This is a genomic window from Kitasatospora sp. A2-31 (assembly GCF_022288725.1).
Classification (GTDB): Bacteria; Actinomycetota; Actinomycetes; order Streptomycetales; family Streptomycetaceae; genus Kitasatospora.
In genome coordinates this window covers 152,812-166,708 of sequence record NZ_JAKNTA010000009.1, presented here as the reverse complement: position 1 = coordinate 166,708, position 13,897 = coordinate 152,812, and the positions used below count along the sequence as shown (strand labels likewise).

The following is a 13,897-nucleotide window of genomic DNA, read 5'->3' as shown; positions in this document are numbered from 1 at the left end:
GGTGGTGCGCGAGGGCATCGTGATGCTGCTCGGACTGCTGCCCGGCATCGAGGTGGTGGGCGCCGCGGCGGACGGCGAGGAGGCCGTCGCCCTGGTGGAGCGCCACCACCCGGACGTGGTGCTGATGGACCTGCGGATGCCGCGTTGCGACGGCGTCGAGGCGACCAGGAGGATCCGGGCCGCGCACCCGGAGACCGAGGTGGTCGTGCTCACCACGTACGCCGACGACGACTCGCTGTTCCCCGCGCTGCGGGCCGGTGCGCGCGGCTACCTCACCAAGGACGCGGGCGGCGAGGAGATCGCCCGCGCCATCGCGGACGTCCGCTCGGGCGCGGCCGGGCTCTCACCGCAGGTCCAGTTGCGCCTGCTGGAGCGGCTGGCGGACGAGCCCGGGGCCGCCGCACCACCGTCCTCCGCACCGCCGTCCTCCGCACCGCCCGTCGGGGCACCGCCGGGGCCGTCCGCCGCACCGCCGGCGGAGCTGCCGGACGGGCTGACCGCCCGTGAGGCCGAGGTGCTGGCGCTGATCGCCGGGGGACTCTCCAACGCCGAGATCGCCCAACGGCTGTTCGTCAGCCCGGCCACCGTGAAGACCCACATCAACAACCTCTTCGCCAAAACGGCCGTCCGGGACCGGGCGCAGGCCGTCGCGTACGCCTTCCGGCACGGAATCACCGGTACGCAGCAGTAGTCGCATGAGTGTCTGTCGGATCATCGATCACCTCATCGAGTGAACGTATCTGCAATGGGAGTTGGCGGGGTTCGCGGGCCTCCATCATGGTTCGGTCAGCACACCCCCCGGTCCAGGAGCAGCAGTGCCACAGCAGCAGACGAGCAGTCCCGGGCAGGGGCAGCGTTTCGACTGGTGGGCCGCTCCCGCCGGCGCACCCCGGGCCGAAGGGCCGAAGCCCGAGTCGGCGTGGCCGGTACCCGGTCGGCCCGCCGCCGCCGGACCCGCGCAGCCCGCTCAGGCCGCTCCGCCGGTGCCGTCCGGCCACCCCGTTCCGCCCGCCCGGCTCCGGCCCGTCGCCGAGGTGGCCGAGCCGGCCGGGGACGGCAGGACCGAGGTCTACCGGGCGGTCCAGGCGAGCGAGGCGTTCCAGGAGATCAGACGCGGCTACCGGGCGTTCGTCTTCCCCGCCGGCGGCGCCTTCCTCGGGTGGTACCTGATGTACGTCGCCGCCCAGGCGGTCGCCCCCGCGGTGATGCGCAGCCAGGTGGCCGGCCCGGTGAACGTGGCCTGGCTGCTCGGCCTGCTGCAGTTCGCCACGACCTTCCTGCTCACCTGGCTCTACGCCCGCAACGCCCGCACCAAGCGGGACCGCGCCGCCCTGTCGCTGCGCTGGGACACCCAGGACCAGCTGCGATGAGGGCCGCCACCCCGCCCCCCGTCGCCCCCACCGGGGACCACCACGACCTGGCCATCGCGCTGTTCGCGGTGATCGTCCTGGTCACCCTGGCCATCACCGTCTGGGTGGGCCGCCGCGGCAGCGCCGCCGAGGACTTCTACGCCGGCGGGCGCGACTTCACCCCGCTGCAGAACGGCTTCGCGCTCTCCGGCGACTACCTCTCCGCCGCGTCCTTCCTCGGCGTCGCCGGGCTGATCGCGCTCTACGGCTACGACGGTGTGCTCTACAGCATCGGCTTCCTGGTCGCCTGGCTGGTGGTGCTGATGCTCGTCGCCGAGCTCGTCCGCAACGCCGGCCGGTACACCCTGGCCGACGTGCTCGCGCTGCGGCTGCGCCGGCGGAAGGTCAGGGCGGCGGCCGGCGGCGCCAGCGTCGTCGTCACGCTCTTCTACCTCGTCGCCCAGATGGTCGGCGCCGGCAGCCTGGTGGCCCTGCTGCTCGGCACCAACAGCTCCGGAGCGCGGACCTGGACCATCGTGGCGGTCGGCGGTCTGATGATCGTCTACGTCACGGTGGGCGGCATGCGGGCCACCACCTGGATCCAGATCGTCAAGGCCGTCCTGCTGGTCGCCGGTTCGGTGCTGCTCACCGTGCTGCTGATGGTGCGCTTCCACGGCGACGTCGCCGAGCTGATGCGGCAGGCCGCCCAGCACAGCGGCGCCGGGCGGCGGTACCTGGAGCCGGGCCTCAAGTACGGCGCGAGCGGCACCAGCCGGCTGGACTTCTTCAGCCTGGGCCTGGCCCTGGTGCTGGGCACCGCCGGCCTGCCGCACATCCTCTCCCGCTTCTACACCGTGCCCACCGCGCGGGCCGCGCGGCGCTCCACCATGTGGGCGATCGGGCTGGTCGGCGGCTTCTACCTGATGGCCATCGCGCTCGGCCTGGGCGCCACCGCGCTGGTCGGCTCGGCCGAGGTGCGGCACGCGAACCCGGCGGGCAACACCGCCGTCCCGCTGCTGGCCCTGGTGCTGGGCGGCGGCAACGGGAGCACCGGCGGCGTGGTGCTGTTCGCACTGATCTCGGCGATCGCGTTCGCCACCATCCTCGCCGTGGTGGCCGGTCTGACGCTCGCCTCCTCGGCGGCCTTCGCGCACGACATCTGGGCGGGCGCCTGGCGCGGCCGTCCGCGTCGCGGCGGCCGCCGGGCCGCCGTGCCGGGCTCCCGGCGGGCACGCGGCGAGCACGCACGCGAGGCTGCCACCGAGCGCGAGGAGGTCGGCGTGGCCCGGATCGCCGCGGTGGTGATCGGGGCGGTCGCGATCGCGCTCAGCCTCTTCGCCCAGCAGATGAACGTCGCCTTCCTGGTCGGCCTGGCGTTCGCCGTCGCGGCCTCGGCCAACCTGCCGGTGCTGCTGTACAGCCTGTTCTGGCGGCGGTTCACCGCGCGCGGCGCGGTCTGGTCGGTGTACGGCGGGCTGGTCCCGGCGGTGCTGCTGGTGGCCTTCTCGCCGGTGGTCTCCGGGAGCAAGGCGGCGCTCTTCCCGGGGATGGACTTCCACTGGTTCCCGCTGGAGAACCCGGGCATCGTCTCCATCCCGCTGGGCTTCCTGGCCGGCTGGCTCGGCACCCTCACCTCGCCCGAGCCGGCCGACGCGGACCGCTACGCCGAGCTGGAGGTCCGCTCCCTCACCGGCGCCGGGGCGGCCTGAGCCCGAACGCCTCCGCAGCTGCGCACCCCGGTGGTCCCAGGCCGCCGGGGTGCGGTGCGTCCACGGCGGGGGGTCCGGCGCGGGCCCGGCTCCGGACAGCCTGCGTACCGGGCCGCTGCCGGCCGAGGGTTCCCGGTCAGCCGCGGGCGGCCAGCCCGTAGCGGTGCTCGGGGCGGCCGGTGTCGCCGTAGCGCAGGGTCAGCCGCAGCCGGCTGTCCCGCTCCAACTGCTTGAGGTAGCGCTGCGCGGTGGAGCGGCTCAGCCCGGTGGCGTCCGCGACCTCCTGGGCGGAGAGCGGCCGGCCGGCCCGGCGCAGCACCCCGAGCACCAGGTCGGTGGTGGGCGCCGAGTGCCCCTTGGGCAGCGCGGCCGCCGGGGCCGCCGCGCTGCGCAGCGTCGCGAACAGCCGGTCCACCTCGTCCTGGCCGGCCTCGCGGGCGGCCGGTCCGGCCAGCGCGTGCCGCAGCTGCGCGTAGGCGACGAGCTTCTCCCGCAGACCGGCGAAGGTGAACGGTTTCACCAGGTACTGCAGGGCGCCGTGCTGCATGGCCGCGTGCACGGTGGAGACGTCCCGGGCCGCGGTCACCATCATCACGTCGCAGGCGACCTGCCGTTCGCGCAGCCGCCGGACGAGGGCGAGGCCGGTCTCGTCCGGCAGGTGGTGGTCGAGCAGCAGCAGGTCGACCGGGCGCCGTTCCAGGGCGGCCAGCGCCTCTGCGGCAGAGTGCGCGGTCCCGGTGACCCGGAAGCCGGGCACCCTGGCCACGTACGCGGCGTGCACGTCGGCGACCCGGAAGTCGTCGTCCACCACGAGTACGTCGATCATCACGCCTCCACGAGCGGTCCGGTGGGCCGGTGGTCCCCACGGGCGTCCGGGCCGGCTTCGGGCAGGGCCGCGGTGTGCAGCGCCTCGGGCAGCTCCACGGTGAACCGGGCCCCGCCGAGCGGGCCCGCGTCCAGCACGATCCGGCCGCCGGTCCGCTCGACCAGCCGCCGCACCATCGCCAGCCCCAGCCCGCGCGGCCGGTGCGCGGGCGCGTCCTTGCTGCTCCACCCCTCCTCGAAGACCCGTTCGCGCAGACCTTCCGGCACCCCCGGGCCGCTGTCGGAGACCTCCACGAGCAGGGTCGCTCCGGCCGCGGCCACCACCACCTCCACCCGGCCGCCGCCGCCCGGCGCCAGCGCGTCCACGGCGTTGTCGATCAGGTTGCCGAGGACGGTGACCAGGGCCCGGGCGTCCACCACCGCGTCCGGCAGGTGGGTGGCCGGGGCTACCGCCAGCCGGACGCCGCGCTCGCCGGCCACCGCGGTCTTGCCCGCGAGCAGCGCGGCCACGTGCGGGTCCTGGACCTGCTCGGCGATCCGGGCCGCGACCGCCGCGTGCGAGCCCGACTGCTCCGAGATGAACTCCACGGCCTGCTCGTGCCGGCCGAGCTCCAGCAGACCGAGCAGGGTGTGCATCCGGTTGGCGTGCTCGTGGTCCTGGGCCCGCAGCGCCTCGGTGAGGCTGCGGGTGGTGTCCAGTTCACGGACCAGCGACTCCAGCTCGGTGCGGTCGCGCAGGGTGACCACCGCGCCGCCCTCGGCCGTGGCCATCCGGTTCACCACCAGTACCCGGTCGTCCCGGACGGCCGGCAGGTCGGTGCCGGCGATCCGCCCGGCCAGCACGTCGGCCAGCCGCCCGGGCGGCAGCACCGCGTCGATCGGCCGGCCGGTGCTGCCCGCGGGCAGGCCGAGCAGCCGTACCGCCTCGTCGTTGGCCAGCCGGATCCGGCCGTGCTCGTCCAGCGCCACCATGCCCTCGCGGATGCCGTGCAGCATGGCCTCCCGCTCCACCAGCAGTGCCGAGATGTCGGCCAGCGCGATGTTGTGGGTGCGGCGCTTCAGCCGCCGGGCCAGTACCAGGGTCGCGAGGGTGCCGGCGGCGAGGCCGGCGCCGGCGCAGAGCAGGATGCCGGTGAGCATTTTCAGCAACCGGCGCCGGATCGAGTCGTCGCTGATGCCGACCGACACCTCGCCGACGATCCGCCCGTCGGCTACCCGCAGCGGCACCTTGCCGCGGGCCGTGCGGCCCAGCGTGCCCTCCTGGATGGCGGTGACGCTGCGGCCGCTGAGCGCGGGCTCGGGGTCGGTGGAGACCCGGTGGCCGATCCGGTCCGGGTCGGTGTGCGAGAGCCGGATCCCGTCCACGTCGGTGACCACGACGAAGCTGGCGCCGGTGGCCAGCCGGATCTGCTCGGCGTTGCGCTGGGCGGTGGCGGAGTCGCGGGCCTCGGCGGCCCGGGCGATCGCCTCGTCGCCTGCGGTGGCCTGGGCGATCGACAGGGCTCGCTGCATCGCGTCGTGGTCCAGCTCGGAGCTGACCGGGGCGAGGAACAGCCCGGCGGTCACCACGGTGACGCCGACGGTGACGACGGTCTGGCTCAGCAGGAGCTGGGCGAAGACCCGGCGGGGGCGGCGGGGGTGCTTCATCCGGGGCCTCCTCTCCTGTGGTCGGCCCAGCCATCGGCCCTGGGGTCGGCCGGGTGGTCGGCCCTGGTGTCGGCCGGGTGGTCGGCACACCCTACGTTTCCGGGGTGCTCCTGTCAGCCGCGTCCCCGCTGTTGTAGCGGAAGCAAAACGAGCAGAACACCCCTCAACGCGGAGAACCCGCAGTACGCCGAGAAGGCTCCCGCCGCCGCCCGGCCCGCTCCTAGCCTCCCGGGGCAAGCACAGACCCGGGAGGTCACATGCGTACAACCCCGGTGCCGGATCCGACGCCGGCTCCCGCGATCGAGTTGAGCGGCGCCACCAAGCGCTTCCGCACCCCGTCCGGGGCGCTGCACACCGCCGTCCGCGATCTCGACCTGACCGTCGCGCAGGGTGAGTTCGTCGCCGTCGTCGGCCCCACCGGCTGCGGCAAGTCCACCACGCTGACGCTGGTCAGCGGCCTGGAGGAGCCCACCGAGGGCGACGTCCGGGTGTACGGGGTGCCGGTCGGCGGGATCAACCCGCAGGTCGGTTTCGTCTTCCAGCAGGACGCCGTCTTCCCCTGGCGGACCGTCCTGTCCAACGTCGCGGCCGGCCCGCGGTTCCGCGGCGTCCCGGCCGCCGAGGCCCGGGAGCGGGCCCGCGACTGGCTGGCCCGGGTCGGCCTGGCCGCCTTCGAGGACCGCTACCCCCACCAGCTCTCCGGCGGCATGCGCAAACGGGTCGCCCTGGCCCAGACCTTCGTCAACGACCCGGGGATCCTGCTGATGGACGAGCCGTTCTCGGCGCTCGACGTGCAGACCCGCGCCCTGATGTCCGACCAGCTGCTGGAGCTCTGGGCCGGCACCGGCTCGTCGGTCGTCTTCGTCACCCACGACCTGGACGAGGCCATCGCGCTGGCCGACCGGGTCGTGGTGATGACCGCCGGCCCGGCCACCGTCAAGGAGGTCTTCACCGTCGACCTGCCCCGCCCGCGCACCGTCGAGGCCGTCCGGCTGGAACCGCGGTTCGTCGAGCTGTACCGCGAGATCTGGGCCTCGCTCGGCGAAGAGGTGCGCATCACCCGCGAGAGAGGAGCGGGTCGTGCCGCTTGAGACCACCGTGGCCGCCGCCGCCCAGGCCCCGGCCGCCCCCGCCAGCCGTACCGAAGCCCGCGAACGGGCCGCGCGCAACCGCCGATTGAGCGTCTACGGGGCCCGGGTCGCCGTCCTGCTCGCCTTCCTCGGCCTCTGGGAGCTCTGCGCCCGGACCGAGGTCGTCGACCCGTTCAACTTCTCCCAGCCGTCACGGATCTGGGCCCAGATCTGGCAGTGGATCACCCACGGCACCGCTCAGGGCTCGCTCGGAGAACAGATCGGCTACACCCTCTACGAGGCCCTCAGCGGCTGGGTGCTCGGCGTCACCGGCGGCGTGCTGCTGGGCATCGCACTCGGCCGGATCCGCTTCCTGGCCGACGTGTTCGGGCCCTACATCAAGGTGCTGAACGCCATCCCGCGCATCGTGCTGGCACCGATCTTCCTGATCTGGTTCGGCCTCGGCCCGGCCTCCAAGGTCGCCTCCGCCGTCGTGCTGGTGTTCTTCCCGGTCTTCTTCAACGCCTTCCAGGGCGCCCGCGAGGTGGACCGCAACCTCGTCGCCAACGCCCGCATCCTGGGCGCCAACAACCGCATGGTCACCCTGCAGGTGGTCATCCCCGCCGCCACCACCTGGATCTTCACCAGCCTGCACGTCAGCTTCGGCTTCGCGCTGATCGGCGCCATCGTCGGCGAGTACATCGGCGCCACCAAGGGCCTCGGCCTGCTCGTCGCGGCGGCCCAGGGCACCTTCAACGCGGCCGGCGTGTACGCCGCGATGACCATCCTGGCCGTCGTCGCGCTGCTCACCGAGGGGCTGCTGACCTTCGCCGAGAAGAAGCTGTTCCGCTGGAAGCCCGCCGACTCCGGCGACGGCCGCTGACCCCCACCCCGCCCGTTCCTCCACCCCGCCCGTCCGCAGAGAGGCCCCCACCCATGTGCCCGAACCCGACCGGCAGAGCCGCCGCCACCGCCCTCGCCGCCGTCCTGCTGCTCCCCCTCACCGCCTGCGCCAACGACGCCGCCTCCGCCTCCCACGCCGCCGCCGTACCGGCCGGGCAGCAGGTCGACGGCCCCAAGGTCAAGATCATGGTCGGCGGCCTGGACAAGGTCATCTACCTGCCGGCCATGCTCACCCAGCGCCTCGGCTACTTCGGCGAGGCCGGCGTCAACGTCGAGCTGATGAGCGAGCCCGCCGGCGTCAACGCCACCACCGCGCTGCTCGCCGGCGACGTCCAGGGCGCCGTCGGCTTCTACGACCACACCATCGACCTGCAGGCCAAGGGGAAGAACGTCGAGTCCGTGGTGCAGTTCTCGCAGGCCCCCGGCGAGGTCGAGATCGTCTCCGCCAAGCAGGCCGAGGCCATCAGGTCCGGCGCCGACTTCAAGGGGCGCAAGCTCGGCGTCACCAGCATCGGCTCCTCCACCGACTTCCTCACCAAGTACCTCGCCGTCAAGAACGGCACCGCCGTGAGCGAGTTCAGCCCGATCGCGGTCGGCGCCGGCCAGACCTTCATCGCCGCCCTCCAGCAGGGCAGCATCGACGCCGGCATGACCACCGACCCGACGGTGGCCACCGTGCTGGACAAGGGCCTCGGCAAGATCCTCTACGACATGCGCACCCCGCAGGGCTCGCGCGACGCGCTCGGCGGGCTCTACCCGTCGTCCTCGCTCTACATGAACACCGACTGGGTGGAGAAGAACAAGGACACCACCCAGAAGCTCGCCAACGCCTTCGTGAAGACCCTCAAGTGGATGTCCGGCCACACCCCGGAGGAGATCGCCGCGAAGATGCCCGCCGACTACGCGCAGGGCGGGGCCGAACAGTACGCCGCCGCGATCAAGGCGACGCTGCCGATGTTCACCACCGACGGGGTGATGCCCGCCGACGGCCCCAGGACCGTGCTGGCGGTGCTCGCGGCGTTCCACCCGGACGTCAAGGGCAAGGAGGGCACGATCGACCTCGCCCGCACCTACACCACGGAGTTCGTCACCAAGGCCGCCACCGGCTGAGCCGCCCCCGACGGAACGGCCCCGCATCGCGAGGGCCCCGCACCGTGACGGCCCCGTGCCGCCCCGCACCGTGACGGCCCCGTGCCGCCTCGGACAGCGGCCGCGGGGCCGCTCACCTCACCGGCGGTCCCGCGCCCACCCCCACGGGCGCGGGGCCGTTGCAGCGCCCGGCAGTTGCCGTGCGAGGGCCCTCGCACCGGTGCGAAGGCCCTCGCGTCGCGCGGCCGGCACGGGCCCGGTACCGGAGCCGCCGCTACGCCACCCGCCGGACCGCCGCCACGTCCATCCGCGACGGCGTCCCCGCCGCCTTGCCGCAGCTCTCCGGCCGGGCCGGCTCGCTCACACCCTCGACCACCTCGACCTCCCAGGCCCGGCCGTCCTCGTGCACCACCCCGACCAGCCAGCGCCCCCCGCCCGCCGGTCGCTGCACCACCGTCAGCACGTCCACCGCGGTCTCCCCGGTGGCCACCCGCACCGCGTGCTCGGCAGCCTGGCCCGGACGCTCCCAGCCCGAACGGCCCCGGGACCACTCCGGCACCATGTGCCCGGCCGCCGTCGCCGCCAGCACCTCCTTGGCGCTCTCCGCCGTCAGCCGCCCGTACGCGTAGCCGTACGGCAGCACCAGCATCGTGGGGGAGAAGCGGTGCCCGCCCAGGTGCGTCACCTCCCACACCTCGCTGTGCCCGCCGGCCGCCAACTGCGCCGCCAGCGGCCGCCCCAGCAGCGCGCAGCAGCGGTCCCGGCGCCCGTTCGTACAGACCAGCGCGATCGGACCGCCCACGTGCTCGACGCCGAACCCGCCGTGATCACCGGCGCCCAGCGCCGCGAAGTCCAGCTCCAGCAGCTCCGCCGGATCGGCCACCGCCGACCGGCGCACCCAGCTCCGACCCGGCACCGCGTGCGCCACGATCACCTCGTGCCGCGCGGTCGGCAAGCAGTCCGCATGCCGCCCGGGCCGGCGGACCAACGCCACCCGCACCCCGGTCCCGGCCGCGGCCGCCTCCAGCGCCCGCCCCACCGCAGCATCCAGACGGCTCTCACCCAGCGCCTTGGCCCCCCAAGGACCGTTCTGCTCCACCAGCAGCCAGGTGGTGGCGGTCGCCGCGGTGGCGGCCAGCGGCTCGGACAGCTCCCGCGACAACGTCGCACACGTGCTCACGCAGGCAAGGCTACCCGTACCGGAAAAGCCCGCGGCCGGACACCCGGAGGTGTCCCGCCGCGGGCCCCGAACCCGTACCGGGCGCCGCTACGCCGGGCCGGCCACCACCGCGACCGGCGCCGTCACCGGCGTGCCCGAGCCGTCCCGCCGCGGGTCCCGCTCCGGCAGGTCGACCGGGGCGCCCTTGGCCGTCGCGGCCCTGGCCGGCGCCGCGCCCGCCCAGGCGAAGGACAGCGAGTCCTCACCGCGCAGGAAGCGCTGGCAGCGGACACCGCCGGTGGCCCGCCCCTTGCGCGGGTACTGCTCGAACGGCGTGACCTTCCACGTCGACTGCGCCTCGCCGGTCAGCGTGCCCGAAGCACCGGCCACCGAGACCACCACCGCGTCCGCCCCCGGATCCACCGCGGTGAACGACAGCACCCGGGCACCGTCCGACAGCTTGATCCCCGCCATGCCGCCCGCCGGCCGGCCCTGCGGACGGACCTGGCCCGCCGGATAGCGCAGCAGCTGCGCGTCCGAGGTGATGAAGACCAAGTCCTCCTCACCCGTGCGCAGTTCCACCGCGCCCACCAGCTCGTCGCCCTCCTTGAGCGCGATCACCTCGAACTCGTCCTTGTTCGCCGGCCACTCCGGGACCACCCGCTTCACCACACCCTGCACGGTGCCCAGCGCCAGCCCCGGCGAGGACTCGTCCAACGTGGTCAACGCCAGCACCCGCTCACCCGCCTCCAGGCGCAGGAACTCGCCCACCGCGGCCCCGCCCGCCAGCGTCGGCGACGGCGTCGGGGGCAACGCCGGCAGATCGATCACCGGCAGCCGCAGCACCCGGCCCGCCGACGTCACCACGCCCACGTCCGCCCGCGCCGTGGCCGGCACCGCCGACACGATCACATCGTGCTTCGCCCGCTTCTCCGACAGCTCGAACGGCTCGCCGTCCGCCGTCCGCGCCAGCAGGCCCGTCGACGACAGCAGCACCCGGCACGGGTCGTCCGCCACCTCCAGCGGCACCGACAGCGCCGCCGACGGCGCCGCACCCGCCTCCAGCAGCACCGTCCGCCGCTCGGTGCCGAACTGCTTCGACACCGCACCCAGCTCGCCCGACACCACGCTGCGCAGCCGCGCGTCCGACTCCAGGATCTCCGTCAGCTCCGCGATCTCCGCGGTCAGCTTCGCCTGCTCCGCCTCCAGCTCCACCCGGTCGAACCGGGTCAGCCGCCGCAGGGGGGTGTCCAGGATGTACGCCGTCTGCGTCTCCGACAGCGAGAAGCGCTCCATCAGGCGCTCCTTCGCCTGCGCCGCGTTGTCGCTGGACCGGATGATCGCGATGACCTCGTCGATGTCGACCAGCGCCACCAGCAGGCCCTCGACCAGGTGCAGCCGCTCCTGGCGCTTGCGCCGGCGGAAGTCGCTGCGCCGGCGCACCACGGTGAAGCGGTGGTCGACGTAGACCTCCAGCAGCTCCTTCAGACCCAGCGTCAGCGGCTGGCCGTCCACCAGAGCCACGTTGTTGATGCCGAAGGTCTCCTCCATCGGCGTCAGCTTGTACAGCTGCTCCAGCAACGCCTCCGGCACGAAGCCGTTCTTCACCTCGATCACCAGCCGCAGCCCGTGCTCGCGGTCGGTGAGGTCCTTGACGTCCGCGATGCCCTGCAGCTTCTTCGCGTTGACCAGGTCCTTGATCTTCGAGATCACCTTCTCCGGGCCGACGTTGTACGGCAGCTCGGTGACCACGATGCCCTTGCGGCGGGCCGTCACCGCCTCCACCGTCGCCGTCGCCCGGATCCGGAAGGTGCCGCGACCCGACTCGTAGGCGTCCCGGATCCCCGACAGACCGACGATCCGCCCACCCGTCGGCAGGTCCGGACCCGGCACGAACCGCATCAGCGTGTCCAGGTCCGCGTTCGGGTGCTTGATCAGGTGCCGGGCGGCCGCCACCACCTCGGACAGGTTGTGCGGCGGCATGTTGGTCGCCATGCCGACCGCGATCCCCGTCGCGCCGTTCACCAGCAGGTTCGGGAACGCGGCCGGCAGCGCGATCGGCTCCAGCTCGCTGCCGTCGTAGTTCGGACCGAAGTCGACCGTGTCCTCGTGGATCGACTCCACCATCGCCATCGACGCGGCCGTCAGCCGCGACTCCGTGTAACGCATCGCGGCCGGCGGGTCGTCGTTGCCGAGCGAGCCGAAGTTCCCGTGGCCGTCGATCAGCGGCAGCCGCATCGAGAACGGCTGCGCCATGCGCACGACCGAGTCGTAGATCGACGCGTCACCGTGCGGGTGCAGCCGGCCCATCACCTCGCCCACCAGGCGGGCGCACTTCACGTGCCCCCGCTCCGGCCGCAGGCCCATCTCGTTGGCCTGGTAGAGGATCCGGCGGTGCACCGGCTTCAGACCGTCCCGCGCGTCCGGCAGCGCGCGCGAGTAGATCACCGAGTAGGCGTACTCCAGGAAGGAGCCCTGCATCTCGTCCACGACGTCGACGTCGAGGATCCGCTCCTCGAAATCTCCGGGCGGCGGGGTCTGCGAACTGCGGCGGGCCATCGCGGCGGGGCTCCCTTGCGTCTTGTCTGCGTCTGCGGTTCTGCTCTGCTTCGGATCACGGCTCAGCGCCCCCATTGTGGACCCTCCCGCCGACAATCCCCGCCGCCGCCCCTCTTCCGCCCCTGGCGAACGCCACGACCGCGCGGACACATCCGCGCCCTTCGCGCGTTGCACCACAATGGGGACGCCACACGAACCCCCGACATCGACGACGGGAAGGACCCGAGCGCATGGCCAACCCGGCCCCCGCCTCAACCCGAGGCATCGCCATCACCGAGCACCGCCTGGCCAACGGCCTGCGCGTCGTCCTCTCCGAGGACCACCTCACCCCGGTCGCCGCCGTCTGCCTCTGGTACGACGTGGGCTCCCGCCACGAGGTGAAGGGCCGAACCGGCCTGGCCCACCTGTTCGAGCACCTCATGTTCCAGGGCTCGGCCAACGTCTCGAACAACGGCCACTTCGAGCTCGTCCAGGGCGCCGGCGGCTCGCTCAACGGCACCACCAGCTTCGAGCGCACCAACTACTTCGAGACCATGCCCGCCCACCAGCTGGAACTCGCCCTCTGGCTCGAGGCCGACCGGATGGGCTCGCTGCTCACCGCCCTCGACGACGCCTCGATGGAGAACCAGCGCGACGTCGTCAAGAACGAGCGCCGCCAGCGCTACGACAACGTCCCCTACGGCACGGCCTTCGAGAAGCTCACCGCGCTCTCCTTCCCCGACGGCCACCCCTACCACCACACCCCCATCGGCTCGATGGCCGACCTGGACGCCGCCACGCTGGAGGACGCCCGCACGTTCTTCCGCACCTACTACGCGCCCAACAACGCCGTCCTCTCCGTCGTCGGCGACATCGACCCCGAGCAGACCATCGCCTGGGTCGAGAAGTACTTCGGCACCATCCCCGCGCACGACGCCAAGCAGCCCCCGCGCGACGGCACCCTGCCCGACACCATCGGCGGCGAACTGCGCGAACTCGTCCGCGAGGACGTCCCCTCCCGCGCCCTGATGGCCGCCTACCGCCTCCCGCACGACGGCACCCGCGAGGCCGACGCCGCCGACCTCGCCCTCACCATCCTCGGCAGCGGCGAGTCCAGCCGCCTCTACAACCGCCTCGTCCGCCGCGACCGCACCGCCGTCGCCGCCGGCTTCGGCCTGCTCCGCCTCGCCGGCGCCCCCAGCCTCGGCTGGCTCGACGTCAAGACCTCCGGTGACGCGACCATCGAGCAGATCGACACCGCCGTCGACGAGGAGCTCGCCCGCTTCGCCGCCGAAGGCCCCACCGCCGCCGAACTCGAGCGCGCCCAGGCCCAGATCGAGCGGGAATGGCTCGACCGGCTCACCACGGTCGCCGGCCGCGCCGACGAACTCTGCCGCTACGCCGTCCTCTTCGGCGACCCCAACCTGCTCAACGAAGCCCTCCCCAAGGTGCTCGACGTCACCGCCGAGGAGGTGCAGGCCGTCGCCCAGGCCCGCCTGCACCCGCGCAACCGGGCCGTCCTCGTCTACGAGCCCACTCCCGCCGACGACACCGACACCACCGCCGCCACCGACGAGGAGGGCACCGCCGCATGAGCACGGACCACGT

11 protein-coding genes are annotated in these 13,897 nt (G+C 73.5%); 7 read left to right on the top strand and 4 right to left on the bottom strand.

Going from position 1 to position 13,897, the window contains the following annotated elements; translation table 11 throughout:
- The first annotated feature begins 22 nt into the window (after window positions 1–22).
- The 3 genes from MCM47_RS24980 (at window position 23) to MCM47_RS24970 (ending at window position 3,058) form a co-directional block, all read left to right on the top strand.
- On the top strand, window positions 23–691 hold the full coding sequence (locus tag MCM47_RS24980) for a response regulator transcription factor (protein WP_238864075.1): 669 nt from the start codon (window positions 23–25) through the stop codon (window positions 689–691).
- Between the two features lie 124 nt (window positions 692–815).
- Window positions 816–1,370, top strand: coding sequence for a DUF485 domain-containing protein (locus tag MCM47_RS43385; RefSeq protein WP_238863932.1), 555 nt, complete (start codon window positions 816–818; stop codon window positions 1,368–1,370).
- Complete coding sequence (locus MCM47_RS24970; protein WP_238863931.1) at window positions 1,367–3,058, top strand: cation acetate symporter; 1,692 nt, start codon at window positions 1,367–1,369, stop codon at window positions 3,056–3,058. The genes MCM47_RS43385 and MCM47_RS24970 overlap by 4 nt, the downstream gene beginning before the upstream one ends.
- 136 nt (window positions 3,059–3,194) lie before the next feature.
- On the opposite strand, the gene MCM47_RS24965 is transcribed toward MCM47_RS24970, so the two are convergent.
- Together MCM47_RS24965 and MCM47_RS24960 are read right to left on the bottom strand one after the other, a co-directional pair.
- The gene (locus MCM47_RS24965; RefSeq protein ID WP_238863930.1) at window positions 3,195–3,884 is read right to left on the bottom strand and encodes a response regulator; all 690 of its coding nucleotides are present in this window, start codon (window positions 3,882–3,884) and stop codon (window positions 3,195–3,197) included.
- A complete protein-coding gene (locus MCM47_RS24960) occupies window positions 3,884–5,530 on the bottom strand; it encodes a sensor histidine kinase (RefSeq protein WP_238863929.1) in 1,647 nt (548 codons plus the stop codon). The genes MCM47_RS24965 and MCM47_RS24960 overlap by 1 nt, the downstream gene beginning before the upstream one ends.
- A 257-nt stretch (window positions 5,531–5,787) precedes the next feature.
- Between MCM47_RS24960 and MCM47_RS24955 the strand changes: the two genes are divergently transcribed.
- The 3 genes from MCM47_RS24955 to MCM47_RS24945 are packed head-to-tail and all read left to right on the top strand — an operon-like array spanning window position 5,788 to window position 8,613.
- On the top strand, window positions 5,788–6,621 hold the full coding sequence (locus MCM47_RS24955) for an ABC transporter ATP-binding protein (protein ID WP_238863928.1): 834 nt from the start codon (window positions 5,788–5,790) through the stop codon (window positions 6,619–6,621).
- Window positions 6,611–7,483, top strand: coding sequence for an ABC transporter permease (locus MCM47_RS24950; RefSeq protein ID WP_374209199.1), 873 nt, complete (start codon window positions 6,611–6,613; stop codon window positions 7,481–7,483). The genes MCM47_RS24955 and MCM47_RS24950 overlap by 11 nt, the downstream gene beginning before the upstream one ends.
- 53 nt (window positions 7,484–7,536) lie before the next feature.
- Entirely contained in the window at window positions 7,537–8,613 is a 1,077-nt protein-coding gene (locus MCM47_RS24945; protein WP_238863927.1) for an ABC transporter substrate-binding protein, read from the top strand.
- Between the two features lie 253 nt (window positions 8,614–8,866).
- Here MCM47_RS24945 and MCM47_RS24940 read toward each other — a convergent pair whose 3' ends face one another.
- On the bottom strand, window positions 8,867–9,772 hold the full coding sequence (locus MCM47_RS24940; RefSeq protein ID WP_238863926.1) for a sucrase ferredoxin: 906 nt from the start codon (window positions 9,770–9,772) through the stop codon (window positions 8,867–8,869).
- A gap of 87 nt (window positions 9,773–9,859) precedes the next feature.
- The gene (locus MCM47_RS24935; protein ID WP_238863925.1) at window positions 9,860–12,310 is read right to left on the bottom strand and encodes a DNA topoisomerase (ATP-hydrolyzing) subunit A; all 2,451 of its coding nucleotides are present in this window, start codon (window positions 12,308–12,310) and stop codon (window positions 9,860–9,862) included.
- A gap of 230 nt (window positions 12,311–12,540) precedes the next feature.
- Here MCM47_RS24935 and MCM47_RS24930 point away from each other — a divergent pair, with 230 nt between their 5' ends.
- Complete coding sequence (locus tag MCM47_RS24930; RefSeq protein ID WP_238863924.1) at window positions 12,541–13,884, top strand: pitrilysin family protein; 1,344 nt, start codon at window positions 12,541–12,543, stop codon at window positions 13,882–13,884.
- Window positions 13,885–13,897 lie beyond the last annotated feature (13 nt).

Excerpts from the sequence above, each read along its gene's own strand:
- MCM47_RS24965 (WP_238863930.1), bottom strand. The coding sequence starts at position 3,884 with ATGATCGACGTACTCGTGGTGGACGACGACTTCCGGGTCGCCGACGTG.
- MCM47_RS24970 (WP_238863931.1), top strand. The coding sequence starts at position 1,367 with ATGAGGGCCGCCACCCCGCCCCCCGTCGCCCCCACCGGGGACCACCAC.
- MCM47_RS24945 (WP_238863927.1), top strand. The coding sequence starts at position 7,537 with ATGTGCCCGAACCCGACCGGCAGAGCCGCCGCCACCGCCCTCGCCGCC.
- MCM47_RS24980 (WP_238864075.1), top strand. The coding sequence starts at position 23 with ATGCTGCTCGGACTGCTGCCCGGCATCGAGGTGGTGGGCGCCGCGGCG.
- MCM47_RS24930 (WP_238863924.1), top strand. The coding sequence starts at position 12,541 with ATGGCCAACCCGGCCCCCGCCTCAACCCGAGGCATCGCCATCACCGAG.
- MCM47_RS24955 (WP_238863928.1), top strand. The coding sequence starts at position 5,788 with ATGCGTACAACCCCGGTGCCGGATCCGACGCCGGCTCCCGCGATCGAG.
- MCM47_RS24935 (WP_238863925.1), bottom strand. The coding sequence starts at position 12,310 with ATGGCCCGCCGCAGTTCGCAGACCCCGCCGCCCGGAGATTTCGAGGAG.
- MCM47_RS24960 (WP_238863929.1), bottom strand. The coding sequence starts at position 5,530 with ATGAAGCACCCCCGCCGCCCCCGCCGGGTCTTCGCCCAGCTCCTGCTG.